The sequence below is a fragment of the Halomonas sp. BMC6 genome (assembly GCF_964204995.1).
Taxonomy (GTDB): Bacteria; Pseudomonadota; Gammaproteobacteria; order Pseudomonadales; family Halomonadaceae; genus Vreelandella.
Genome location: NZ_CAXNSH010000001.1, coordinates 3082307 through 3107017, shown reverse-complemented (window position 1 = coordinate 3107017; position 24711 = coordinate 3082307). Strand labels below are relative to the sequence as shown.

28 protein-coding genes are annotated in these 24711 nt (G+C 57.4%); 2 read left to right on the top strand and 26 right to left on the bottom strand.

Annotated elements, in window-relative coordinates; translation table 11 throughout:
• Positions 1–2: 2 nt before the first annotated feature.
• Genes AB6K10_RS15190 through AB6K10_RS15175 form a run of 4 tightly spaced genes read right to left on the bottom strand, consistent with a single transcriptional unit; the run spans position 3 to position 7415 of the window.
• Positions 3–5837: a DUF1983 domain-containing protein gene (locus AB6K10_RS15190; RefSeq protein WP_339119212.1), complete on the bottom strand. Its 5835-nt coding sequence runs from the start codon at positions 5835–5837 to the stop codon at positions 3–5.
• Positions 5821–6234: a hypothetical protein gene (locus tag AB6K10_RS15185; protein ID WP_339119211.1), complete on the bottom strand. Its 414-nt coding sequence runs from the start codon at positions 6232–6234 to the stop codon at positions 5821–5823. Before AB6K10_RS15185 ends, AB6K10_RS15190 begins: the two co-directional genes overlap by 17 nt.
• 3 nt (positions 6235–6237) lie before the next feature.
• Entirely contained in the window at positions 6238–6834 is a 597-nt protein-coding gene (locus tag AB6K10_RS15180; protein WP_339119210.1) for a hypothetical protein, read from the bottom strand.
• Positions 6834–7415 (bottom strand): hypothetical protein, encoded by a 582-nt coding sequence (locus AB6K10_RS15175; protein ID WP_339119209.1) that lies wholly within the window; start codon positions 7413–7415, stop codon positions 6834–6836. Before AB6K10_RS15175 ends, AB6K10_RS15180 begins: the two co-directional genes overlap by 1 nt.
• Before the next feature lie 69 nt (positions 7416–7484).
• Between AB6K10_RS15175 and AB6K10_RS15170 the strand changes: the two genes are divergently transcribed.
• Positions 7485–7718 carry a hypothetical protein gene (locus tag AB6K10_RS15170; protein WP_159342372.1) on the top strand — a complete coding sequence of 78 codons (234 nt, stop codon included), beginning with the start codon at positions 7485–7487 and terminating at the stop codon, positions 7716–7718.
• 6 nt (positions 7719–7724) lie between these two features.
• Here AB6K10_RS15170 and AB6K10_RS15165 read toward each other — a convergent pair whose 3' ends face one another.
• Complete coding sequence (locus AB6K10_RS15165; protein WP_339119208.1) at positions 7725–10835, bottom strand: phage tail tape measure protein; 3111 nt, start codon at positions 10833–10835, stop codon at positions 7725–7727.
• Positions 10836–11053: 218 nt separating this feature from the next.
• A complete protein-coding gene (locus AB6K10_RS15160; RefSeq protein ID WP_339119207.1) occupies positions 11054–11695 on the bottom strand; it encodes a DUF2511 domain-containing protein in 642 nt (213 codons plus the stop codon).
• A gap of 144 nt (positions 11696–11839) precedes the next feature.
• Here AB6K10_RS15160 and AB6K10_RS15155 point away from each other — a divergent pair, with 144 nt between their 5' ends.
• Complete coding sequence (locus tag AB6K10_RS15155; RefSeq protein ID WP_339119206.1) at positions 11840–12055, top strand: hypothetical protein; 216 nt, start codon at positions 11840–11842, stop codon at positions 12053–12055.
• A gap of 14 nt (positions 12056–12069) precedes the next feature.
• Here AB6K10_RS15155 and AB6K10_RS15150 read toward each other — a convergent pair whose 3' ends face one another.
• From AB6K10_RS15150 to AB6K10_RS15055, 20 genes are all read right to left on the bottom strand, one after another.
• Positions 12070–12384 carry a hypothetical protein gene (locus tag AB6K10_RS15150; protein WP_339119205.1) on the bottom strand — a complete coding sequence of 105 codons (315 nt, stop codon included), beginning with the start codon at positions 12382–12384 and terminating at the stop codon, positions 12070–12072.
• 73 nt (positions 12385–12457) lie between these two features.
• A complete protein-coding gene (locus AB6K10_RS15145; RefSeq protein WP_339119204.1) occupies positions 12458–12601 on the bottom strand; it encodes a hypothetical protein in 144 nt (47 codons plus the stop codon).
• A 13-nt stretch (positions 12602–12614) separates the two neighbouring features.
• Positions 12615–13142, bottom strand: a complete 528-nt coding sequence (locus AB6K10_RS15140; protein ID WP_339119203.1) for an ORF6N domain-containing protein — start codon at positions 13140–13142, stop codon at positions 12615–12617.
• 131 nt (positions 13143–13273) lie between these two features.
• Entirely contained in the window at positions 13274–13567 is a 294-nt protein-coding gene (locus AB6K10_RS15135; RefSeq protein WP_159342367.1) for a hypothetical protein, read from the bottom strand.
• 44 nt (positions 13568–13611) lie between these two features.
• Entirely contained in the window at positions 13612–13989 is a 378-nt protein-coding gene (locus AB6K10_RS15130; RefSeq protein WP_339119202.1) for a hypothetical protein, read from the bottom strand.
• 68 nt (positions 13990–14057) lie between these two features.
• Entirely contained in the window at positions 14058–14975 is a 918-nt protein-coding gene (locus tag AB6K10_RS15125) for a phage tail tube protein (protein WP_339119201.1), read from the bottom strand.
• Positions 14976–15045: 70 nt separating this feature from the next.
• On the bottom strand, positions 15046–15450 hold the full coding sequence (locus AB6K10_RS15120; RefSeq protein WP_339119200.1) for a phage tail terminator-like protein: 405 nt from the start codon (positions 15448–15450) through the stop codon (positions 15046–15048).
• Positions 15447–15830, bottom strand: a complete 384-nt coding sequence (locus AB6K10_RS15115; RefSeq protein WP_339119199.1) for a hypothetical protein — start codon at positions 15828–15830, stop codon at positions 15447–15449. Before AB6K10_RS15115 ends, AB6K10_RS15120 begins: the two co-directional genes overlap by 4 nt.
• On the bottom strand, positions 15830–16225 hold the full coding sequence (locus AB6K10_RS15110; RefSeq protein ID WP_339119198.1) for a glutamate 5-kinase: 396 nt from the start codon (positions 16223–16225) through the stop codon (positions 15830–15832). Before AB6K10_RS15110 ends, AB6K10_RS15115 begins: the two co-directional genes overlap by 1 nt.
• Before the next feature lie 2 nt (positions 16226–16227).
• On the bottom strand, positions 16228–16599 hold the full coding sequence (locus AB6K10_RS15105) for a hypothetical protein (protein ID WP_339119197.1): 372 nt from the start codon (positions 16597–16599) through the stop codon (positions 16228–16230).
• Between the two features lie 3 nt (positions 16600–16602).
• A complete protein-coding gene (locus AB6K10_RS15100; protein WP_339119196.1) occupies positions 16603–16824 on the bottom strand; it encodes a hypothetical protein in 222 nt (73 codons plus the stop codon).
• Between the two features lie 60 nt (positions 16825–16884).
• Positions 16885–17892 carry a major capsid protein gene (locus tag AB6K10_RS15095; protein ID WP_339119195.1) on the bottom strand — a complete coding sequence of 336 codons (1008 nt, stop codon included), beginning with the start codon at positions 17890–17892 and terminating at the stop codon, positions 16885–16887.
• 90 nt (positions 17893–17982) lie between these two features.
• The gene (locus AB6K10_RS15090; protein WP_339119194.1) at positions 17983–18771 is read right to left on the bottom strand and encodes a hypothetical protein; all 789 of its coding nucleotides are present in this window, start codon (positions 18769–18771) and stop codon (positions 17983–17985) included.
• 92 nt (positions 18772–18863) lie between these two features.
• Entirely contained in the window at positions 18864–19127 is a 264-nt protein-coding gene (locus AB6K10_RS15085) for a hypothetical protein (protein WP_339119193.1), read from the bottom strand.
• Between the two features lie 223 nt (positions 19128–19350).
• Positions 19351–19503: a hypothetical protein gene (locus AB6K10_RS15080; protein WP_339119192.1), complete on the bottom strand. Its 153-nt coding sequence runs from the start codon at positions 19501–19503 to the stop codon at positions 19351–19353.
• A gap of 4 nt (positions 19504–19507) precedes the next feature.
• Positions 19508–20089: an HNH endonuclease gene (locus tag AB6K10_RS15075; protein WP_339119191.1), complete on the bottom strand. Its 582-nt coding sequence runs from the start codon at positions 20087–20089 to the stop codon at positions 19508–19510.
• Between the two features lie 98 nt (positions 20090–20187).
• Positions 20188–21336 (bottom strand): minor capsid protein, encoded by a 1149-nt coding sequence (locus AB6K10_RS15070; protein WP_339119190.1) that lies wholly within the window; start codon positions 21334–21336, stop codon positions 20188–20190.
• Entirely contained in the window at positions 21336–22748 is a 1413-nt protein-coding gene (locus AB6K10_RS15065) for a DUF4055 domain-containing protein (RefSeq protein WP_339119189.1), read from the bottom strand. Before AB6K10_RS15065 ends, AB6K10_RS15070 begins: the two co-directional genes overlap by 1 nt.
• Before the next feature lie 2 nt (positions 22749–22750).
• A complete protein-coding gene (locus AB6K10_RS15060; protein WP_339119188.1) occupies positions 22751–24004 on the bottom strand; it encodes a terminase family protein in 1254 nt (417 codons plus the stop codon).
• A complete protein-coding gene (locus AB6K10_RS15055; protein WP_339119187.1) occupies positions 23991–24686 on the bottom strand; it encodes a terminase small subunit in 696 nt (231 codons plus the stop codon). The genes AB6K10_RS15060 and AB6K10_RS15055 overlap by 14 nt, the downstream gene beginning before the upstream one ends.
• Positions 24687–24711 lie beyond the last annotated feature (25 nt).

Sequence of the window (24711 nt, the reverse complement as noted above, 5' to 3'; positions counted from 1 at the left end):
TATCACCTGAAAGAGGTATCGAGGCCGAGGGTCCGACCTGTGATGGTTGCATTACCGCCTACGGCATAGACGTAGACGCTGTACGTGGACTGGCCGGAGCTCTCGCTGCCGACGTGAGCCGTGATAGAGAGGGTTTTCGTGCCACCGGGGCGGGACACGACCACCTGCCCATTCCGGCGAATTTCTATCCCCCCTAATTCGCCCGATGTCACACCAAGCGACAGATCGACGATGACGTTGGCCCCTCTGGCATTGATCGAATCTGCGAGAATCGGCGCCCATGAGCCCGTGATTGTCAGCAGGCTGCTAGCGGCGGTTGACGTGCGCAACGTGACCGCGTTACCCGCAAGCTGCAGCGTGTCGACCGACGCAATGCCCAGCTTGGCGTTCGTGATCGCGCCACTCTCTATATCTGCTCCGCGAATGGTGACGTTCTGAATCTGTGCCCAATTCACGCTGAGCTGATCGGCGGCGATGTACGTCGCTTGCAGCTTGCCGTTTTGGAACACCAGCGATCCGTCGCTGCTGCGTAGCTTGGTGAATAGCAGCTGCTTGATCAGCGCGTCGTTCATCACCACCGAGCCGCCGTCCAAAATCATAGGGTAAGCGGCGTCGTTGCTATCGGGATGTGCGAAGTAAATGCGATCGGCACGGAAACCCAGCAGGCTTTCTTCGCCGTCATCGGCTAACCCAAAGCCCGACACCCGACCGCCATTGTCGATGCGCAGCGTCCACATCGCTTCGAGCCGTTGGGTGGTCTGGTTGTACTGCGATTGGGTAGCCTGCTGAACACTCGACAGCTCGTCATTAAACTCCGCTTGAACGGTGTTGATCTGCTGCGCTAGCGATGAAACAGCGTTCGCCCGTGTTGTGGCCTCGCTTTGAATAGCCGCGCTGTTGCTGTCCGCTTTACTCTGAGCGGTGTTGATCTGGGAAGTCAGCGAGCTGACTGCATTAGCGCGGGTCGTGGCTTCGCTTTGGATAGCGGCGGTGTTGTTTCCTGCCGTGACCACCAGTTCGTCAATCCGCTTGGCCATCGCGTCGTCAATGCGATAGCCGCGAATGTTGGTCACGTAGAGGTCACCGTTGCCGCCGGCTTCCCGGCGAATCAACACCCGCGCCTGCGTCGCGCCTTGCGGTGCAACCACGGTAAACGGCTCGCTCTTGGCCCACGATGTACTCGTCGTAGAGATCGTGACGTAGTCCCACTGCTCGCTCAGCCCCTCCCCGCTCCAGCCTACATAAAACCGGAATGTCGCATTGCTGGACGCCCCGGCCGTGGCGTAGTCGATCATCAGCGTGTACACGTCGCCCGCCACCACCGGCATGTACTCGCTGCGCAACCGCTGCAAGTCGGTGTGCCCGGTATTCGGGAATCGAGCGGAATAACGGGCGGGCATCGTTTTCACAGCGTTGGAACCGCTGTTGAGATTCCGCTCGGTAATCTGCATTTCCGACCAGACAAGCTCCCAGCCCGCGAACGTGCCGGTGCTGAACAGCCCGTTTTTAACCACCGATTCCCCGGCAATAGCGGTTTCGATCAGCGTGTTCACGGCGGCGATGTCGCTGCCTAATGAACTGTTAACGGACTGAATCAGGTTGCTCAGCGCGCTATCCGCGTTAGCGCGGGTCATGGCCTCGCTCTGAATCGCCGCCGTGTTGCCGTTCGCCGTGGCCACCACGTTATCAACGCGGTTAGAGAGCGCGCTATCCGCGTTAGCGCGGGTGGTTGCCTCCTCTTGAATCGCGGCCGTGTTGCCGTTGGCGGTAGCGGTAACCGCGTTAATCCGCTGGCTGAGCGAGCTGTCGGCACTTGCCCGGGTCGTCGCTTCGTCTTGAATCGCGGCGGTGTTGTCGTCCGCTTTGCTAATCGCAGTGCTGACCTGCTGAGTCAATGCTTGGTCAGCACTGGCACGGGTATTTGCCTCGTTTTGAATCAGCGCGGCGTTGCTGTTGGCTTTGCTTTGCGCCGTGTTGATCTGCGACGTGAGCGCATCCACCGCGTTAGCCCGGGCGATGGCCTCGTTTTGAATCGACGCGGTATTACTGTTGCTAGCCGCCACGACGCTATCAATCCGCTGCCCAAGGGCCTCGTCGGCGTCCGCCCGTGCCGTCGCTTCGCTTTGAAGTGCAGCGGTGTTATCCGTGAAGTTCGCGGCCTGCTCTTCAATGAGCTGTGCTAACGCTTCGTTTTCGTTGGCACGCACCAGGGCTTCCCGCTCAATTGCGGCGTTGGCATCCCCGATCTGAGCCAGTAGCTGCTCATTCACCACCGTCTGAGCTTCCCACTGGGTCACGCGGGTTTGTACGGTGTACTGATACGACGCCGCGTTAACGCCCTCAGCCGCCATCATCACGCGCTGCAGCGATGCCAGGTATTCATCCTCACTAGCAGAGACCTGCTGCAGTTCTTCGAGCGTGGCTTCACCTCCTTCAATCCGGGCGGTTTGCTGTACCAGCTCTTGGGCGAGGGCCTCGGTTTCCGTTGTCCACGCCTCACGCTCGGCCACAATGGCTGCAGCGTTCTGCTGAGTGCTGGCCTGTAGGGTTTGCACATCCTCTGCCAGCGCATCCGTGGCGGTGGTACGGGCGGTAGTTTCCTGCTGGATGGCAGCGGCGTTACTGTTCAGCTGCGCTTCAAACCCGACTAGCTCTTGCGCCACGGCCTGCTGCTGATCGACCAGCGCTTGCTGTATCTGCTCGATAGCGGCCGTGACTTCGGGAATGTCCGTCTCCGCGAACGTCACTAACAGGCGGTCCACTTCCACGCCCGCGCCGCCCCCAGCGGTGCTACCCCAAATCGCCACGGCGTGCTGAGCGCCGCCGGTGCCCTCGGGCACGTCGATAACTACATCGTAGAACGCCCACTCAGCGGACGGCGTAAACCGCTGCCACTGCACCGACTGCCCAGCGACCTGATACGCCAGCGCGAACTCCGCCGCCGCGCCGGTGGCGGGCTGCTTGGCGTAAATCGCTAAGCGGATCTCGTGACCTGCAAACTCGGCAGCGGTTTCCGGGGCGATGATGCGACGCACGCCGCCGGTGTTAGGGTTCGCGCTGCTGGTGGTCGAGGTGACCAACGCGGATTGCAGCCCGCTGTATACACCGCTGGTGACGGCGCTAATGGCGTTGCCGCTAGTCGCGCTCCACGCATCAAAATCCGCCCCCGGTTCAAAGCCGCTGTTCAGCGACGGGCGGGCGTCTAGCCGCGCTGAGAGGATGCCTACTTGGGTGGCTAGGCTGCTGTACTGATCGGTGCGGATCTGCCGTTCGTCCAGTATCAGCGATTCGTTGTCGTCTACTCGCCCACTTAGCTGATTTATCTGAGTGGCCACCACTTCCGCGTCGTTGATGCGGATCTGCGTCATCGTGTAGATCGATGCCGCCGTGGCGTCGTACGCCGCCGCAATCGCGTTGAGCTCCAGGCCTAACAGGTCGAACTCGGTTTCTACCGTGTCGCTGAGCTGGGTAATAGCGACCGTGCGGTTCTGCGTCTCTGCCGCGATAGCGTCCGCCCGGGCTTGGGCTTCGGCAGCGAATGAATCAATCCGCTCGCTACGCTCTTGGTCTAACGCATCAATCCGCGCCTGCTGCTCGGCGGTAATTGCCGCTGCGCGGGCGGCGGCTTCGTCCGCAATCTCTTGCGTACGCGCCTGCGCTTCGGCGGCAATCGCGTCGGCACGGTCGGATGCCTCCGCGTCCAATGCATTAGCCCGCGCCTGGGCTTCAGCGGCTAACCCCTCGGCCCGTGCCTGGGCCTCGGCGTTGAGGCCTTGGGCGCGGATAGCGGCTTCTTGGGCCACCTGCTGGGCAACGCTGCCCTCTAGCGATGCAGGGCCGTCGATCTTGTCGATACGCTGTTGGAGGGCTTGGTCTAATGCACTTTCGCGGATCTCGCCTGTTAGCCCTTGCAGGATCTGCTCAATGTCAGCGGTGGTAGAGGCGGGCACGTAGAGCCAGGGGCTCGCCCCGTAGGCGTTTACGCTGCGCACGTAGTAGTGGTAATCGGTGCCCCAGGTGAGCCCGGTGTGCGTGTAGCTGGCACCGATGCTCAGATACTCAGCGCTCGCGGCCACCTGGCTGAGCGGTAGCTGTGTAGCGCTCCAGCGGAACTCGAACTCTACCCGGCCATAGCTGCCGCTGAGGCGTGGCGTTAGGGTGATGCTATCGTTCGCGGCAGAGATACCGACGCTTTCCGGCATCGGCGGTACGTTGATGGCAAACGACACCACCGTCGGGCCGGACTGCCCCAACCGCCCACGCGCGCGCACTTCGGCGGTGTAGCTTCCCGCTTCCAGCCCGCCTACATCGCAGCGCTCCACGCCTGCGGGCACCTGGGCAGACTGCACCGCTGAACCGTCGCGCTTGATCACCACGTTGTAGTGCAGCGCGGCGTCTACGGGGTTCCAGATCAGCCTCCCTTGAATCACTTCGCCAACGGTCTGAATGATGTACTGCAGGCCAGTGGGGGAGCCTATGCCGCCCGTGGGTAGCTGGATAAATCCAAACGGGTTGTAGGGCTGACCTACGGCGTCGTCGTAAATTGCCGGGTCTTCCTGTTCCAGCGTAACAATGCAGCCCTCTGTGCCACTAAACTCCCAATTTACGACACGGAACTCGCCATCGATATTGAGCGAGGGAAGGTTGACACGAACAACACGCCCCGGGCGACAAGCATAGCCCCGAAAGTTGAGCGGAATACTGAGCGTGCCGCCAGCACGCTTACGCCGGAGTGCGATATTTGCCAATCTCTGCGCTTGATAGGCAGAGGTAACAAAGCGTAGGTCGAGACTATCCTCGATCGGCCCGCCATCTTCGATCACCCAGTCTTGGACAGCGACACTGGGGTAGTCGGTCTCTGCCCAGCGCTGCTCGGGGTCAACGAATTTCCCGCGCATTGTGTTAACGGCATCGGCACGACTCACTTCGGTTTGGCCGGAAACAGGGCCAATCACCATATCCTCATCAATGGCGAAGTCGAAGGGGCCGTAATAAGCCCCCACGAGAAGACCAAACTTACCGCCAATGCGCAGCAGGGTGCCCGAGCAGGCCATCTCCAAGTCTGCTAAAACCCGATCCTTGCGCTCATCGGCTTTGAAGCCGCCTGCCATGGTGTAGCGCCGCTCGGTGCTGCCGTCTGGGTTTGTAATGACCTCATCGCAAATGTTCGCCGCTTCGATGAACGACTCCCATAGAATCTCATCATCGGGCACGTCTAGCCGATTACGGATATACCAAAGCGTAACCAATGCCACGTTATCGCTATAGCCACTTGTTTCGGTGCGAGGATCGTAAATATCATTTCGTCCATGCACCTCAAAAAGGGGAGTGGGCAGCCCAGAGCTAAAATAGTCAGGGTCGTAGCGTAGGGTCAGGCGCGCAGCCGAAAGCCCGCGCCCAATCATGCTGCTCTGCCAGCCGGGGGAATTCGCCAGCAGATAAGGGTCGGCTATTGTCGGCGACTTTAGTAGTGCATAGCTTGCCCGGTCGCCTGCTTCGCCAATCGGTGATTGGTCAAGGTATACGTTATCGAGGCTTTGCAATTCGCCCTCGCTAATCGCAAATACCTGATAAAGCTCCTCACCTTCAGTTTGATCGCCATCTTCCTCTTGCGCCCACAGCTGCAGCCCGCCAACCCCAATGTGACCAAAAACATAGCGAGCCGGCTCTTTAGAACTGCGAATAATCTGCTTTAGCTCGCTAGCCGAATTACCAGCGCCGCCACTTGGCAGATCAGGCACGCCAAATAGCTTGCCGATGACCTTCTGAACAGGCTTTAAAACGGCATCAAAAACACCGGTTACTGCTCTCGTGACTGACTTAACCGCCTTTGACATTATCGACTCTCCAGCAAACCTCGGGATCCGCCGTCACGCGGCTAACACCATCATTCGTAGCCGCCCATATCGAGCCCGCCCACACTACGCCGACGCAGCGTCCGAACTCGGACGTAAACAACACCACATCGCCTCGCTGACGCATCGCAACCGGCACGCGCTTAAAACAGGCATCCCATGCACTCTCAAGACTGCCATGCGTGCTACGAAGCACGCGCTTAGCGCCGGTTTCGGTGGTGTAACGGCCGCGATAGTCAGCAGCAGGGTCGATGCCGCAAACCGCCACACAGCAATCCGCGGCGAATAGGCAGCAATCAAATTCACCCCACAAAAAAGGCCGCTCGGAAGCGGCCTGAATTTCTTGGTGTAGTCGTGTTGCCCAATCGCGGTATCGCATAAATCAATCCGAATATTTGAAGGGAGGGGCGTTTTTGGCGCCACCCCAATAGATAGGCCACTCTGCAAGCTGAGCCACCACCGAGAAGAATCGATCACCTTGGCGCCGGGCCCGATGGTTCTCGTCCGTCCAGCGCTCAGTGCCGCCGCGCCGCCAGTCCACCATACGATCCGTCAGCTCCACGCTAATCGCGTTTTCGCCTTGATTCCCGCCGTAGCTCATACTTGCCGCATCCATGGTCCCGCTGAAAAGAATATCAGCCGCATAACTGCCGTCCTCGTCATAAGCCACCAGCATCAGGCGTCCAGGCCGACCACGGCATCGGTCTTGCAGGGTATCGCGCATAACCTGGGCATCAATCCCTGACAGCGTCAACGTTACCGACATGGGTGATGAGCTATTGAGCTGCTCCGGGACGCTCTCAACATCGCCAAATTGGCCCACGCCCTCGTATGTTTGTCCGTTGATCACTAGCGGCCCGGTCCCTGTGTGAAAACGAGCGACACCCTCCTTGAAGTCGAGCTCGCCCGCATAGGTGATGCGGACGGTGGGTCGTGACATGAGGTCAATAACGGAATCCGAAAAAGGGAAGTTGATCATTAGAACGCCTCCCGACATGAAAGCGATGCGCTGCCAATTATGCCTTGATAGGAGCTTTCGGCACCTTCCTCGGTAAGTCGCATCACGGCATAGGGCGCTTGGTAGTTGATCGGCGTGCCGTTAGCGGGCGGTACGCGAAGCCAAGGGGCTATGGTTATTACTGCTTGCCCCTCGGCGTTGCTCGTCACATCTTCTAGCACCTCCAGTAGTTGCCCACTGACCGTGATGTAATCACCTCGGCGCAAGACGGTTTTGCTCGGCGTCCAGTCGCGTGTTACTAGCTGTCCGCCTGCTTGACCTCCACCATCAACGACACCAATCCCGGCTGCAGGGGCAGGGCGCCGATTCCATGGATACAGCCGGAACGTTCCCATCATGCCGTGAAGCGAGTGGATGAAGGAGGACATGAGCCTAGCTTGCTGTTGATCAAGCAGGGGCAAGTCGATGCTGCACTCCCAATATCCACCAGGGTGCCCAGCAATCTGCTGGGAGTTGGTGAAGGGGGACGTGAACGCGAAATTGTTAGAGACGATATTCCAGCTCATAGAGCTTGGGATAATCTCACCGGGCCACTCTTGCATGCTAATATTCCTTAACCGCACGGCGAATTAACGCCATGCAGATTAGATAACGTGAATAAGGAGCGCCTGATGCTGGAAATTGAACAGTCTTATGAGGATGGCATGCTGCTAGCCAAGATCATCTTTGGGCAACGCCCAGAGCAAGTAAGCGTGACGGTCGAATTACCCAACGACATTGATTCCAGGGAAGAGCTTCGTCGCCTAGCTATTGATAAGGCGAAAGAGAAATTCAAGGCCATCCTCGAAGGCAATGTCTTGCCATTTGATAGCGAGCTGAAAGCAATCTGGGCTGAGAAGGGGTAGCTGGCCTTAGACGCCTAGCGTTTGTCTAATGTCCAGATTTCTCCGAGCATCCCTGAGAACTCGTTGATATGCCCGCTCCTCGGCCTGCTCGATCAGCTTGATCGTCTGCTTGTCTGGCTTGCCTTGGAATGAGTAGTGGTTGCCGGCCTTTTCGATCACAAGAGCAGGCTGGCTTCCCTCTCTCATTGAGCCAGAGCGATAATTGTCAAGCCTATCACTCGCCGCGGGCGAAGAACCAACATACCCGCCATTGGCATAGCCTCGGTTCAACCCTTCAAGCATCGCCAGCACGCCAGGGCGCTCGACCATTTCTTTGCGCACGACAAACTCGCCCGCGTGGACAATGCCCGCCGGGTCGTATTTGCCACCAGGGCCGGTATAGCCGCCGTCCGAAAAGCCCGTTAAGGCTAGCGTGCTGCTCAATCCGTATGTGGCAGACATTCCCGCCATCGCAGGCGCTGAGTTTGCGCCAAATGACGCAAGGGAGGCGGCCGCCGCCGCCGGTGCATAAGCAGCTGCAATGGATGAGCCCGTGGCTACGGCTGAGCCTATCGCCGCCGCCTCCGAGGATTTGCCCATGGCAAGCTGCACGGTCTGATAAGCCAGCCATTGCGCAGCCATTTGGCCTAGGGTGTTGACCAAGGTTCGGGCAATGCCTTGGAACATGTTACGAACCGCATCACCTGTGCTCTCCGAGTCAAACACCATCGACTCGAACGCATTGCCGAACCCGCGCTGGAAATTCTCGGCGGTATTCGCGGCGAGTTGGTCGAAGTCGGTAAGAGCAGTTTCGGCGCTGTCGAGCCACTTCTGCCAGTAGTCTTGATCTTGGTTGCCGCCAATACCCGCCAGCGGGTCAGTCGGCGCGCCCACGCCGCCACGGCTGCCGATCTCGGAGCCAAAGCCCTGGCCGCTACCGTAAGCACCGGCTGCCGTTTGCGTGCTGAGCTGGGCACGCTCCAGGCGCAGCATGGCCTCGGTGTAGCGATCGGCGGTAATGGTCCCTTCGTTCCATGCGCGGGTGAGGGCGGCTTGCTCTTCCCGATAGGTGCGCTGTGCAGCCTCTACGGGGAATAAGCGGTCGGTGAGGGATTGGAGGGTGCGCTCAAATTGCTCGGCTTCCCGCTGCGCTTCTCGTTGCGCCTTGGTGAGCTTGTCTGTCGCTTCGCCAGTGTTATTAAGCCTATCCATCAGCTCATCTAACTCTGCCTGCAGAGTTTGCGCCGAGCCTTGACCTTCATCAAAACCCTCGGCAACAACGCCAAAACCATTTCTGGACATGCTCGCGATGAAAGCGGCTTCTGAGATACGTTCACCAAGGGCAGAGAAGTCGTCGGCTAGGAACTGGGCGCCACTACCGATAGCATCGAATGTCTCGCCAAGATAATCGCGACTCATGTTGTCGCGGAATGCGACGCCAATTTCATCGGCAGCGCCCGCCATAGTGTCAACAAAGCCGCTTTTAAGGTTTTCAACCGCGGCATTGAAGGCGCTAAAAGTTAGGTCTCCGCTAAATACCGCCTGAACTGACTGCCAAAAGCCGCTTGCAACACTCAGGATGTTATCGAACGCATTGCTGAACAGCGTCTGCATGGTGCGCGTGACAATGCCGACCACATCAACGATGGTGCTGAAGTAGCCGACCACAGCATTGATTGTGGTCTGCGTAATGGTGCCGAGGTTTCCCATCAGCGCCTTGAAGGTTTCCCAGGTGTAAGACGCAACAGCTGACACCGGGTCAGAGATAGAGCTAAACGCGGCGATGACATAATCAACAGCGGACCCAGTGGTGCTTTGAATCACCTCGGCATTCACTTGCCAAGTCGCTTGAAGCCAGTCGCTTACACTTGCCTGGGTATCACCAAACTCTACCGTTGCATTTCTGGCCGTGTATAAAGCGCCACTCAGGGCCGTTACTGCGCTTGCAGCCAGGATAATTGGATTGGCTCGCATAACACGCATTAGCGCTACTTGTGCTGCGTTAGCCGCCCATGTTGCAGCGGTTAGACCTACATAGGCACCAGTCAGCGCGCCGACGGCTCCGGCTGTAGCCGCTAGCGTTCCGGCAATGCGCTCAAGGTTGCGCGCTTGATCATCTGTGAGGTCGTTTGCTTCTTGGAATAACGGCAGCATTCCGTTGTAAACACTGATAACGCCGGTCGCTGTGTTGATGACATCTTGGAGCGCTGCGCTCATTCCGCTATCACGGCCAAGCTGTAGCGTAGATTCTCCGACAGCAGAGCCGAACGATTTCATGGCACCCTCAAGCCCAGAGCCAAGGACTAGGGCGGCTCGGCGCGCCGTTCCCTCAGCTAGCTCAAGCTCGCCAGTGAACTCATTAACTCGAATCGCACCCGCCGCTAGGATGTTGGCAGCAACTCCAGCTTCAGATCCGAACACCTCAAAGGAGTCTTTAGTATTGATATTGGCTTCTTGAAGCTTAAGCAATACGTCCAAAAGCCCGTTTTGCTCGATGTTAACGTCCTTGGCGGTTAGACCGTAGCTTGCCAAAGCTTCAGTGGCTTGAGGCGTTATGTTTGACAGCTGACGCACCAATCCCAACAGCCCAGTACCAGCGCGAGATGCTTGCAAGCCAGCGTCAGAGAGAACGCCAATAGCTGCGGCTGTTTCCTCAATAGAAATCCCAGCAGTGGCAGCAATAGGCGCGGCATAAGACATAGCCTCACCAAGCTGCCTAATATTGGTATTTGAGCCAGCGGCCGCCGCAGCAAGTACGTCATTGACTCGGCCTAGCTCCGAAACCTGCAGTTGCATTCCGCCCAGCACGTTCGAGGCTAGGTCAGCTGCGCTTGCTAAATCCATGCTGCCAGCCGCTGCAAGCTCCAAAAGACCCGGGGTAGCCTCGAGCACTTCATTGACACTAAAGCCAGCCATGGCCAGGAAGTTTTGAGCATCTGAGGCCTGTTTAGCCGAAAAAATGCTGGTGGCTCCTAGTGAGCGAGATTGCTCTTCAAGCTGTTTCAACTGCGAGGCCGTCGCCCCCGACACAACTTGCAGACCCAGAAGGCTTTGCTCAAATGCAGCGGTTTCACTTACAAGCCTACCGACGCTAAAACCACCCGCAACTGCACCTACTGCGCCTAGCGCAATCTTCATTGCGCCCAATCCATCAGTTAGCCGATCGCCTGCGCCTTCAGCCCTGTTAAGCTCACGCTCAAATGATCGAAGGTTTCGCTCCCCAGAGCGGCTATCAACTACCAATTCCAGTCGACTCTGGTACGCCATGGCTAAACTCCGGGCACAAAAAAGCCCCAGCGGTTGCCGAGGCTTAGATAAAAGAAAACCCGCCGGAGCGGGTTATGGTTATTTGGTGTTTAGTTGCAGAGCTTCAGAGCTCTTTGAATCACCGGTCCCAGGCTTATCTTGGTGCCAGGTATTGCGGGATTGTCTCGCCATATTGGGTCAATTGGCGCATGCCCCATCTGCTTCGCCACGCCATTTAATTGATAAACGGTTCCATCGGCAACGAAAACTGCAGCAGGCCCACGCCAGCACTCCAATCGACCTCTGTCGACTGTGAATGGCCAGTTCTCGCCATATTCGTCACGAGAAATCTCTCCAGTGTCCGCGCTTACTGATTGGCTTTCCATATCTGTTTCAAGCTCCGAAGCAGTTCCTATCACCCTGACGCTGAGGTCTGGTGTGTAGTTGGTCGTGGCCCAGTAACCATAATCACTGTCGCCATCTATCTGGTACCCAATGAATGTGCTGCCTTCTCTATCCTGGTAAAGAAAGGCGGCGATCTCGGCCAATTGCTGCTCAGTCAAGCGCTCAGGTAGCGAAACCTCAATGCTGCGCTTGTAGGGATCCGACTCGTCCTTGGTGACCTCAAACGGAATATTGGGTCTAGGCTTATCGGTCGCATCGGCATTCTCGCTGGCAGCCATTTGCCCGAGGAAGTAAAGCGATACTAGAGAGAGGGCGGCGATAGCCGCTATGGGTTTAAGCAAGCTCATTCTAATCCCCTTGGTTCCCCTAATCGTAGCGCGAACCGCAGGTTAAGGGTAGGACATCATTACCCTGTACGTTTCTCCAGCCTGCCCATTGCTCAGACATGCTGATACGCTCCAGGCTCACCACAAGCGAAGGAGGTAGTATCAATGTCTGACAATCAATACAATGTTGAGTCGATTCAGATACACAATATTGGGGCAGAGCCGCCGTTCAAACTCACGCTGCACGGCAAGGTGACTATCTCAAGCGGCACATCGCTATCAGTCAGGGTAGAGCCTACGGAGTCCATTGATGGTCTTACTGTAGATCAACTAAAGGACGTGCTTATCGCGCAAGTGAAATCTGATCTGGGCTTAGCCTGACACATTCCGCCTTGCTATTGAAGGGCGTTTATTATCAATGTGACTACGCCCACGACCGCAGCGGTTATGGCGCATGCCGCCATTATGCTGCGGTTTATTTTCCCCGATAGCCGATCTTCGAACTGTCGAATTGATGTTTCAAGGTCATGCTTAGTCGCATAATGGGTCAGGTTGTGAGATTGGTGGTCAAGGCTGTTTGATAAAGCATCAATCTTACCGTCAAGTCTGGTCAACTCGACTTCAATTCTCCCAACCCGGTCATGCAGCCTACTGACTTGTTCGCGCATTTCCCGCAAAGCCTCTTCTGGATAGGAAGATGGATCTTGCATTGTTTCACCTTTTGTAAATTACGACCCTCTTCAGAATCGCAGGAACAGCGGTGGATGCAAGCCCCGGCGGGTTTTATTTCGAATTTTCCAGTTTATCGATGCGCCTTTCTAGCTGGCCGATCATCTTTTCCAGCAAAGCCATCTGAACATCGCGTTCAGCATCGGCTGTGGATAGGCGCTGGGCAAGAGCTTCAATCTGCTGCTGTAGTTCGTTCATGGTAGCTCTCCGGTTAGGCTTGCTTATCAAGGTGGGGTAGCGACATTTGCACTTCCTGGAATCGGCGCTCCACTTCCTGTGCAATCTTCGGCTTTACATGCTTATGCCGGTTAAGTTCTCGTCCTGCATGGCTGCCGCGTTCATCTTGTGCTTTAAGCGCCTCGACAGCTTCCTGCAAGCGCTCTAATGGCGAGGCGAAATAGCTGTCTTCTAGCGCCTCAAAAACATCCCATGCCTTATTGGTTTCCAGCATCTTGGCGTGACGAGCTGCGCCGCGCTGCGTCCAAAGAATAACGCTCCGGGCCTTGGCGGGAATCTGTGACCCTCTTAAAGAGGGTCGCAAATCAGACAGCTCCTTACCTTCTATCTTGAAGAAGTGCTTTCCCTGCACAAAACGGCATCGATTCCGCAGATAATTATTCTGAATCTGCTTTTCTGCTGCACCGTAAAGACGTGCGAGCATGGCAGAGGTTACGACCGGCTTACCTTCATATTTGAAAGCAGGGACGCTATCAGGAGTTAATGCCGCTACATTACTCATTGGGTGATACCTCAATAGAAAGAGCCCGTCGCACAGAGACAGCGGCCCCAGAGCTAACCGCGCTCACCGGGCCCTTTCTGTTGTGGACTCTGGATGGTTGCGCCGTGCGAGGCGCATAAAAAAAAACCGCCTCAGTGGGCGGCTTTGGTTTTGCTAGGCTTCTTTTGCTGACTGTCTTTCCAGCGAATCCAGGCGTCGTCCATGGCGCATATCACGGCCACGGCCTCGTCGCTTTCGGCGGGCAGCTCGAGCTTTTCAATCAGATCGATGATATCTAGCGGCGGCAAGGGCAGCGGGATGCCGTGCGTGTGCGGACGACCTCTTGCCGCCAGCCAGTACGTGTCGAGCCAGAACAGGGTCCGCTCATCGGCGTCTGGCCTCTCGGCTTGTTTTGACATGCCAAGCTTGGCGGCAATGGCGGCCATTTTGGTTTCTTTCCCGGACGCCCGTAGGTCGTACTCCAGCACGGCTACCGCTTTTTTTTCTGAGTCGCGACGTCATCTCGGTAGAAGTTTTCGTTGCGACGCGCCTCAACCAGCAAACCGTCAGCCAGTTCAGGGTCGTCAATCAGCAGCTCGATAGCCGCTTCCCGAGAATAAGGCAGAGGATTACCCTCGATATCCATTACGTCGTCGCCCCAGCCGCGCAGGATGCCGTCAGCAATGATCTCGGCATTAGCGCGAATACGCTCCTCGCCTGTTTTCAGCGATGCTTTGCGCACTTCTTCAACTACGTCGAGAGCCTGAGCATTGCCAGCGCGCGCGATGATCCACTTGGCGCCACAAACTTCGACGGGCACGCCTTCATTCACTTTTTTACGGTCTACTCGACCAGCTTTATAGCCCATGGGTATCTCCTTCCGCTCCGCAATAAAAAAGGCAGCCAGGGCGCGGTATTCCCTGACTACCTAAAGGGTTAAGGTGCGAGTACGCGCGTCACTTTTACGGGCGTGAGCTTCGCGGTGAAGTTGAGCTGAACCTGAATGATTGACTCGTTGCCCCCGTCAGGAAGATCGCCATCAAGCTCCGCCTGGGGAATTTCAAACGTGTAGCTATTGCCCGCCGCGTCTTCCAGCGGGAACACGATGCCCACAGCCTCGCGGGTCAGCATCTTTTTCCAGATTTGGTAAGAGGCGGCCGACCATGCCAGCGTGACCTGACCGGTGATATTGGCTCGCGTGGCAATCAGCGCGCCAGGACCGGCTCGACCAAGGCAGCGCTGTACCTGCATGGTGTTGTCGATCGTCATCGACAGGGCAGATACGCAGGCTTCGCCCGCGAGCGTTTGCCCGTTAATTAGGACGTCGCCGACTGAGGTGGCCGAACCCATTGGGACGGTCTCTGTGGGCGGGTTGATGGTATCGCCGGTCGTGGGGTTGGTCGTGCCGTTCTCGCTCTCAAGCGCCATGCCCGTGAAGGTGCAGGTGATCTTGCCTTCTTCGGGGATTTCCAACGCCAGAGTGCCGATATGCAGGCCTCGAAACGTAGCCCACACACCAATGTCCTGATAGCCCTTGACGTGGGTGAAGGTGTGGCGAGAGCTCCCCACTTCGAGAACGTCAGCGGTCCAGTCGCCGTAAAAAGCGGCTTCGAGTAATTGGTCAAACGACACCGCCGAGAATTCAGCGCTCAAATCCCCTTGATAGTCGAGGGAGGTGATAATCGAGCCGCCCGCCATCCGATCAGCGCGGATTTCCTCGCTCGTCTCGGTACTGACATTCGGCGTCATGCTGTTTCCGGTCAGGCGCAATGTATCCCAAGCGGGGTTAGTGGGCGTCACGCCGGGCGTGGTTTCTGCGACTAAATAGCTGACAATCTGAGAGCCGCTAGACATGGGTATCTCCTATGGCCGTTTCACAGGCATAAAAAAGCCCGCGCAAGCGGGCCATTGAGGTGAAGTGTTTCTATCCAGCTCGAAAGGGGATAGTGCAGTTATATTGGTACCACCCATCCGATGGCCCGACCCGCTGCACGCTAGCCGTTAGCAGCTCAAGCCCGGCGTCTCGGTAAAATTGGAAGTGCTCGGCAAGTGAGTCAGCCAGCAGTGCAGCAGGCCGAGACCCCTGTCGTTCCGGCGTAAAGACTTGGAACTGGGTCAAGCCTGTCCGGCGAACGCCTGGTGAAGCGCCCTTGTAGGGAGCGAAGCTATCACCATGCTGAATCGTGCAGCGCACCCAGCTTTGCTTGGCCTCAATGGCTGCTTTCAACGCTGGCGATTGCTGCGCGCCGTCATACTCGACCGGCACGCCGTCCCAGATCGCCAGTCGCCGCTCGATGGCTAGGCGGATGCTTTCAAACGTTGGATTCATCGTCCGTAGCGCTCCCGCGTGTTGTTGTATGCGATGGAGTAAACGCCATACGGCGCTTGGCCGGACCAACCATCCTCGATGCGCTCGCCGTAGGGGATATTGGTCTGGATGGTGACCAGCTTGAACGGCGACGGATTGGCCGCCAGGATCCGCTCGGCTTCGCGCATTGATTCATCGGGCCCGTAATGAGGCACCTTGTTATGGTCGACGTCATCAATCGTTAAAAAATGCGAGCCACGGTAGGCACCTTCATCGACGGGGGAATGAATGATCAGTTGTTGCAGGGCGTAGAGCACCATTTCAGCGCCTTGCTTGCTGAGCTGGCCTTCCACCTCCTGAATAAAACCGCCAAGCGGCATGGACCAGCCACCTCTAGCCATTACGTCCTCCGAGCCTGAATGATCCAGGCGGCATCTACCGGGTCTTTGCGAACGTCAACCACTGTGAGGCCGTTGATCACATCATCAACCTGCGGCGCGTCCGGCGTATTCGTGACCTCGCCGTTCTCGACCCGCCAGATTTCGTTCTGCAGGGCCGTGATCTTGGTATCGGTGGCCAGAATGCGGCTGCCATCGATCTCGAACTGGCGGAAGCCACCGAACACGCCGCGCCCCTGGTAGCCGATGGTGGTTTGGGGCGTGGTGCCGGTCTCCGGGTCATAGCCACCGGTGACCACCTCCCGAGTGCAGATGAACGCGGTCACGGCGTCGGCTAAGCCGTCGACGTCCTCGAATGCCTCGGCAATGTCGGCCTGTAGGTCGTCACGTAGGCTCATAGTCACAGCCTCTTGAGCATGCGCACGGATGCGCCGAATGGATTCAGCCACGGCTTAAGCAAGTCGGTCACGTAGACCATATCGCCCAGCACGGCACGGGAGCCATCGGCGTACTCAGTTTCGGACTCTACGCTATCGGCTTTCACCCGCTTACGCTTCACGTCACCCCGGGTATCGGCGTACAAAGTGCCAGCCGCTGCCATCTTGGCAAGGTAGGCTCCGGCACGGGTAATGCGATCATCGTCGACGCCGACCGGAACGCCTTTCGCCGTGAGCCAATCGTTTGCCTGTTGAACGGCCAGCGGCTTGGCGGCCGGGTCGGCCCACTCACTGCCGAGCAGCGAATCGACCTGATCGACAGTGATATAGGCCATGACTTACTCCGAGTCTTTGGTCAGCTCGGCGTACTGCTTTTCGAGCGTTTCGTCTTTGGTGTTGGCACCGGGGCGCTTGCCGGTAGCCGCTTCGATGGCGTCCATCAGCTCTTGGCGGCGGGCAATCTCGCTGCCCGAGGGCTCAGACTCTTGAGCGCCGCCATTCTTTTGTCGCAGCGAAGCAAAATAGAGCCGGTTGGCATCAGCCAGAGATGCTTGGTTCATGTGAGCCTCCTAAAAGTTAAGGCGACCTATTGGCCGCCTTTTCCTCTTAACATCAATCGATTATCCGTTGACCTGCAAGAACGCGATTGGCACAGACTTGCGCTCGTAAACACGGTTCCAGTTACCAGCAGTAGCCAGCTCGGAAAGCGTAGGGCTCTCACCAGCCACAGATGAGCCGGTAAATGCAAAGCCGACCGGATGAATGATGTCTTGGCGGCGGCTATAGATGATCTCTTGGCCGCCACCGTTACCAGTCTCTGGCTTACGATCAATCTCAGAAGCCTGATCAGGCTCCGCGTAACCCCATAGCATCGCGCCAGTGCCGAACAGCGCAGCCGTGTAGGTAATGCGGTTAGTACCAGCTACGGCGGGCATTCCGTCATCAACAATGACGTTGTAGCCCAGGTAGGTCGGGTATAGCAGGCCCGTCTCAGGGTCGCGCTCGTACTGGATGAGGTTTTGAGACTGAAGCGAGGTGTACAGCACAGAATGCAGCGCAATGCCGGTCAGCTCGCCAGCCGCATCCCCCATGGTCTGCTTGGCTGCAAGAACAGCTTCGCCGCTGATCTTCTCGTCGGCAGTGGGCGCGCCTGCGGCGTCGGTCGCCACGCTATACACCATGTCTTCGCCGTCATTGGCGACGTTATCGGCCAGCACGCCCATCAGCGATTGAATGGTCCGCTTCTGAATCTGCGTGGCCCAGTAGACGCCGATTTTCTGCGTAATACCGTCCAGCGGGTCTTTTAGGGCTAGCTCACGCGCCAAGTCCATGGCGGACCATGACTGGTTCATGAAGGCTTTGCGCCCCATTTGCAGGCCACCCGACATTTTCTGAGGGGTAGAGCTGGTAGTGGGGTCGTCGCTCGAGTAGTTGGGCTCAACATCAGCCAGCGGCTTGTAGAACGGCAGCTCGATAGCTCGGCCCGGTCCTGCGGCAAAACCATCAAGCTGGCCATCGCGCTGCATGACGCCAGATTGATAGAAGCGGTTTGCAATGGTTGACGCTTCATCAACACCCTGGTTGAAGATCGTCGGTTCGTAAATATCGCTAATGCGAGTAGTGGCCATGAGTAAATCCTCGTAGGTCGATGGCTAAGGGTTTTGGGATCGGCGCAGCCGTGATTTGGGACGGCGGCGCAGCCACCGACCCCGGTTTGGTTACTCTTGAATGCCAGCCTCGACCATGAGGCGCTTGGCTAGCTCTGGTTCGTGGCGCTTGATGCGCGCCTGTTCGGTCAAGTTCCGCTGGTCTGATTTCCAGGGATTGACCTTGGTAGATGCGTTGCCGTTATTGCCCGGGGCGTTGCCGCCTTTCGGCTGAGGGAAGATGTACGGATGGGATTCTCGCAGCTGCTCGGCCGCCCACTCCTCGAACGTGAGCGCGCCTTGTTTGCCGGTGACGATATTGCCGTCTTTGTCGCGCAGTACCGGCTCGCCGTCCTCAAGCTGCCATTGGCTTTTAGCCAACATCTTGACCACATCCAGCGCTTCGGGGATAACTCCCGCCTTCGACGCTGCTGCCATGGCGCGGTTGTCCACCAGCTCTTGGGTCAGCTTCTGCTCAAGCGTACTGGCTCGATTAGTAGCCTCCTCAAGCTGCTGCTGCCAGGACTGCTCGGCGCTCTTGCGCTCGGCGTCCCACTTCTCCTTGTGCTTCTTGATGATCTCGTCAGTCTTGCCCTCGGCAGCAAGGCGCGCCATCTCGTCGTTTTCGAGGCGGTCCATCATAGCCTTCACATCGTCAGGCGTGCGGTCACCAAAAGCCGACTGTAGACTCTGTAGCGTGCCTTCCATCTTTGTAGCGCGCTCTTGCTGCTTCTTGAGGTCGTCCAGCACCTTTTGCTTGTTGGCTTCCAGACCTGCACGGTCTTGCTTGATCGCGTCCAGTACTTCCTGGCGTTTCTCGTCATCCTCAATGGATTGTGCGAGCAGTTCTTCGAGAGTCATACATCCTCCGGGGCGCAGCCCCTATTGATTCACCCGGCGCAACCGGGCATGAAAAAGGCTGCCCGAAGGCAGCCTGTTAGTAAAAATTGGGGTTATACCGTCGCCACGGTCTTGCCGTTGGCGTTCATGATCCATGCACGGTCGTCGTCGTAGATGAACGAGCGGTGATAGGTCGAGCCATAGCTGTCGCGTGTGCGGTATTGAAGGATTGCACGAGGCGGTTCCTCTTGCTGCTTATCTAACTTTGCGCACTCTGCGGCATAGTCGCCGTCGCCTTTACGCACTATGCTGACATCGCCATCGACTTCAAAGACGCGCTCACACTCGCCTGCGGCTACCAGTTTAATGGTCTGCATTTCATTCTCCTGCTGCGGCTACGAAAAAGCCCCGGCGAATGCCAGGGCTGATATGAAAATGCCCGCTCAATGGCGGGCAGTGCATGATGCAAGGATTTCGAAGGTTAGAAACGAAAACGCCCCGGCAAGACGCCAGGGCGCTGAATGGTGTCGGTGATTTGGTCGGGCACCAAAACCACATCTAGCAGAAACCGTACTCTAAACTATCACCCTTATCAAGCCCCTAGTCATCCAGCGCGCCGAGCTTGCGCTGTATGGCCATGCTCAGCTCCCAATTCATCTTCATGATGATCAGGTCGTGAACGGTGCCAATACCGGCCTGTTGTCGCTGCCAGCATTGCCACCACGTGAGGAATTGAGCGTCGCAGGGTGTCATGGGGTTAGCGAAGCGTATCAACCTTTCCGTGGCGCTCGGTAAATCCTTCTAACGAGGCTTGCCATAGGTTTCGCGCTTCAATAGCCTCATCCATAGTTTTGAACACGCCCAGTCTGTAGCGCTTGCCCTCATAATTCCCCTGGGCCCTCCACTTATTCCAAGTAGAGCAATAATATACGCCCGCTACGCCGCTCTTATTAGAGGAGCTTAGAGCAGCGTTTATGCAGTTTTTGTGACGATTAACCACGCGCAGGTTTTGGAGCCGATTATCGAGAGAATCACCATTTATATGGTCAACCTCTTGGTCAGGCCTTACAGAGCCTTGAGTTATGGCTACAGCGATCCTATGTGCATAGTAAAGAGAGCCTGCGATATTCACTTGAATATAGCCGCGCTGTGCCGTTTTAGCTTTGTTGACGGTCCCAGCAACCTTTCCACCCCACCGAGTTATAGAAGCCCTGTAAACATTAAGAGGCTCTGCTTCGCCGCGAGGTCTGTCTTTTCGCCATACCAGAAATCCGGTCTCGGGGTCGTAGTTCAGATACTTCGAGAAAAAGCTACCGTCATACTCTTTGATTTGGATCATCGAATGTCTCCTATTCGATTGTCTCTTGGGGAGCACGGCAGGCGCGAGACTCACGCTTTTCGACTGGCCGGTCTAGCCGTGCAGCATAAATTATAGCATTAGGCGTCTCCGAATACTTCCCGGAAATCCTTAGCATGCCTTTGGCGCAATTCAGAAATGCTATACCTCGTTCCGTCCGCTCTGATCATCTGGCTAATAGATATTTTCCCACTTTTAAAAAGTTGATATCTAGTATCGCCAAAATACTCGCGAGCGAAAGACGAATTGTCAGACCTCTTTAAAAAATCACTCATGCTTGTAGAGGCCCTTACTTGACCCACCATATCATCGGATCGCTTGTCGTTAGGGATATTCTTTATCGGCTTGAAAGCTTTCACATATGGTCGATTGCCTGCTATTCGTCCGCCAAAATAAGGCGCTATTACGCTTCGGCAACCGAAGTGCAGAGGAGGCCTTGGGTAATTGCTTCCCACCTCATAAGTGCTCGAATCTAAAGATGAACACCTAAGGGTGGTTCGTCCGTCGATAGTTGCAACAAATACTACTTTTTCAACGCCTAGAGACTTATAGGTTTCGTCGTACGCCGTGTTGGCCAGGTGCGTGCGCCCGGTGCGAACCAGCGACTGCAGGTTATTCCGCGTCGTTTTCAGCACGCCGTCGCTATAGTTCATCGACTTGGTGCCGCGCAGCGCCCGGACTATCTGGTCGTTGGTTTCCCCCTGGCTAACGCCGTCGCGGATCCGGCTAATCACTCGGGCCTTGGTGTCGGCGCCAACTTCTTTCAGTGCATCTTCGATAAAGATGCCCATCGTCGGCGTATCCATCGCCAGCCGGTAGATGGCCTTGGCGCTGACCGTGGCGGTGGGCGCATCCTGCAGCGCTTCTTTCAACAGGTCGATGATGAAGTCGGACTCGGCCTCAGCGAACTCCTCGGCACCTTCCTGCCATGTGGCGGTTATCGATTCTCCGAGCGCTGCCGCCCATTCATCCAGGAATTTGACGACGCCTTGAACGCGGGTCGGCAGGCGGTCCATGCGCTGGCCAGCACGATATCGGCTCAACGCGCGAAGATCGCCCGCCGTCAAGTTATCGAGGCGATCCAACAGTTCCATGCCTAGCTTGCGGCCCGCCTCGCCGACGACGCTGTTCATGTCCGCCACTAAGCCGCGGTTGTTTCGCTCGACGGCCAGCGCGTTGCGCAGGATGGCATCGAATACCTTTTGCTGGGCTCTCTCGATCTCGTCCATCAATCAACCCCTTCGGGCAATGGCAGGCCTCCTGTTGTCATCAGCGAGGTGAGCTCCTGGTCCGACATATCCGTCAGCCCTGCTTTACGCAGTGATTCGAATAGCACTTCGTTCGGAGCGCGATCTGACTGAACGATGTTGTAGACGACCTGGAGCATGGCGGCATCGACTTCTTCTTTGCTGAATTTCGGGATTACCTTAAAGATGACCTGCTTGGTCACCTCGGCGTCCTTCATGCCCATCCAGTAAGCGATGTAGCGCAGCATCTGCTCGACGGCTTCGGCAGCGGTGACGCACACGCTGTAGAGCGCGGAATACTGGTCATTCTGGCGAGCCTTGCGCGCTTCGCCCGACTCTTGGCCGCCAATATCGATCACCTTGGCGCCGGACTCTGCGGCGGCGTTTTGCTGATCCTGCATCGCCTTGCGCAGCGCCTCGATGCCTGCGCCCTGGAACTCCAGATAACCGGCCTGGGCATCCTTGGGCAGCATCCAGGCCGCCATCGGGCCGGTGACGCGGATATCGTCGTCTGTACCCATGCCGCTAATCCACGGCTGTGGGTGCGCCGTATAGTGGAGTGCGGCGTAGTAGTCGGCGCTGAGCTGGTAATACTTCAGCGCAGCCTTGGCCATGGTTTGCAGGGGAATCTCGTCAACATCAGCGTTGTTGTCGGTACTGCCCGCAAACACGGCGGGGATGAACGACAACGGCGTGCTTTGACTGCCGCCGACGAGACCCGGATATTCAGGGGGATCGATCTCGTTCCCGGCATCATTCAGGATGCGAACGCGGTAACGCCTGCCTTCCTCGAGGTCGAGCACCCGGTAAACTGTCTCGTATTCCGGCTTAAACTCGTCGGCACCGTCTTTCAGGCGCTGCTCGCTGAACACCACAAGCGTCAGGTCTTGGCGGCCACCTGCGTCAGCCGTGAGCCAGTTTGGCGCAGTCTCGGCGGTGTAGGTGGCGATATACGGCCGCCCGTTATCGTCGAACTCGGCCAACATGGGCTTGCGGCCCTTGGTCAGCAGGGCGGATACGATGCGCAAATAGAGCTGCTTGAGCCCGAATCCGTCGCTGGTCGCTTCATCGATCAAGTCGGCCATGCGCTCCGGCAACTGAATCTCAGGCTCCTGACGCGATACCAGTCCGACCATGGTGCGCAGGCTGTCCTTGACCCAAAGCGGATACTCGGCGCGGCGCTTGTAGGCGAGGTAGAGCTGCTTGGCCTGTTCTGGCGATAGCGGGCTGTTGTCCGTTGCTGCCAGCGACTCGGCTTCAATCATTCCCGAGGTCTTGGGCAAATAGGTGGTGCCGCCAGCGGAAATGGCGCGCGGCCCGATCAGGGCGTCCTCCATTTCCTGCCACTCCTCGAGCATGGCGGCATATTGATCGTTTTGCGATGTGACCGCCATAGTTAGCCGAGGCCTCCGATTCGTTTCATGCCGACTTTCGGCTTGTGGATGGGGAACATGCGGTGAATGAAATAGCCCGCAGCGTCCGGCGCGTGATCAAGGCCTTGGGTTTTATCGGGAGCGCCATGCTTGTCGTATGCCTGCTGCTCCAGGCACGACGTGTACTCGGGGCAGCGCTTAACGTTGACGCGATAGCGGCGCTCACCCTTGGCATTGCTGAACGCCGAGCACATGGCAAGCACGCGATCACGCACGCTCGGGTTGGCATTGTCGACCTGTACCGAGAAGCCAGCTTGCCGGAGTAGCGCCAGGTCGTTGGTCGAGGCATCTACCGTCTTGCGCCCCTTGCCGGAAGCGTCCGGGTAGATCGTCAACTTGTGATCGGGATAGCGGGCCTTGAGCAGGTCGATCATGGCGGGCGTGTCCAGCACGCCAGTCAGCTCTCCCACGGCAATCGGGTCGCCGTCGCGTATAACGTGGATCACAGCACTCATGGCCTGGACGTTGAAGTCCATGCCCACGTGAAGATGCTCGCCGCGCTGCTCTACAGCATCGCTGTTGTTCAGCTGGCGGCTAAACGTGTGGTAGACGGTCCCGCTGGTCAGGTTGACGAACTCGCCCATGAGATAGGCTTGCAGCAATGCCTCGGGGTAAATCGCCCGTAGCGAGTCAATGTAACCCTCCGGCAGGTGACGGTTCGATTCCGTCGGCGCCTGGATTATGCGGTAGCCGGGGCGCGGGCTTTGCTTCCACGTCTGGTAGACGAAGCGGAATCCCTCGGGCGTTGTCGTGGTGCCAATCGTGTTCGGTTTGCCGTCAGGTTTCTTTTGGCGATTACGCGACAAGATGCGGCGCCAGACTTCGGCGGCGTCCTTGGCTTTCAGCGTGTCCAGCTCGTCAACGTCGGCATCGCCATGCTCGTAACCGATGATTCGCTGCGGAGCGTCCATCGACCGGAAGAAAATGTTGCTGTAACCCTCGATGCTGATGTAGTTCAGCGGCGACTTGTAGAGCTTGTACGGTATATCCAGCCGCGTCAGCACTTCCTCGAAGCGCGGGAAGGCGATCATGCGCACCAGGTCGTAAGTGGGTTCGTAGAAGCCACGGTTCAGCGTAGGGTAAGCCAGCTTTCCAATGATCGACCGAAGCACTGCCGCTTCGGTTTTGCCTGCACCAAACCCTGCCACCATTGCCGGAAACGGCTCCTCCGCCGTGATGTAATCAAACTGCGGACAAGAGGGCTCAATTTGAGGCATGCGGGTTCACTATCTCGACATGAATGGGTCGGCTCTTATCGCCGACGCCGGTGTCGGCAAACATGCCTAGGTGTCGCGCTACATTCTCGAGCGCCTTGCCCTGGTCGTGCATCTTGACCTCAAGGCCGTCTTTGGTCTGCTTGACCCCGGCGAACAGAAGCTTCGCGCTGCCTGTTAGTTTTCGCGTGTCTTCGGCGTAAACGCGTGGCACGCCTTCGCCGCCGCACTTAGGGCAATCCGGATGAGGGAGGTGAAAGTCTCGATAGCCATACCCACCATCATCGCTGAGCTCTTTCCCTAACTCGGCGCTTGCCACCGCGCGTCCAAACTCTGCCTCATCGACCCATTGGAATAGATGGTCTTCACCATGGCAGTACCGGCAACACCCTCGACGCACCTGGGTTAACTCTGCGGCGTCAGCGGTGGCGATCTCCCACCAGCGCTGCAGCACCTTGTCGGCAGTGATATCGGTGCGCTCAGACCGCGCGCCCATGCGCTCCTGAATGGCGGCTGCGACCTTAGCATTACTTAACAGCCTACTAGCCGTCACCTCGGCGCTTCGCTCGGCGTAGCCTGCACGAATAGCGGCCTGCTTGGCATTCAGGTCAATCAAATACTCATCAACAAAGCGAGACTGCCGAGCCGTCAGCGCGACAGCCTCTTTGGCAGCCTTCTTGGTCATGTCGTTACCTTTGTAGAGGATTCGT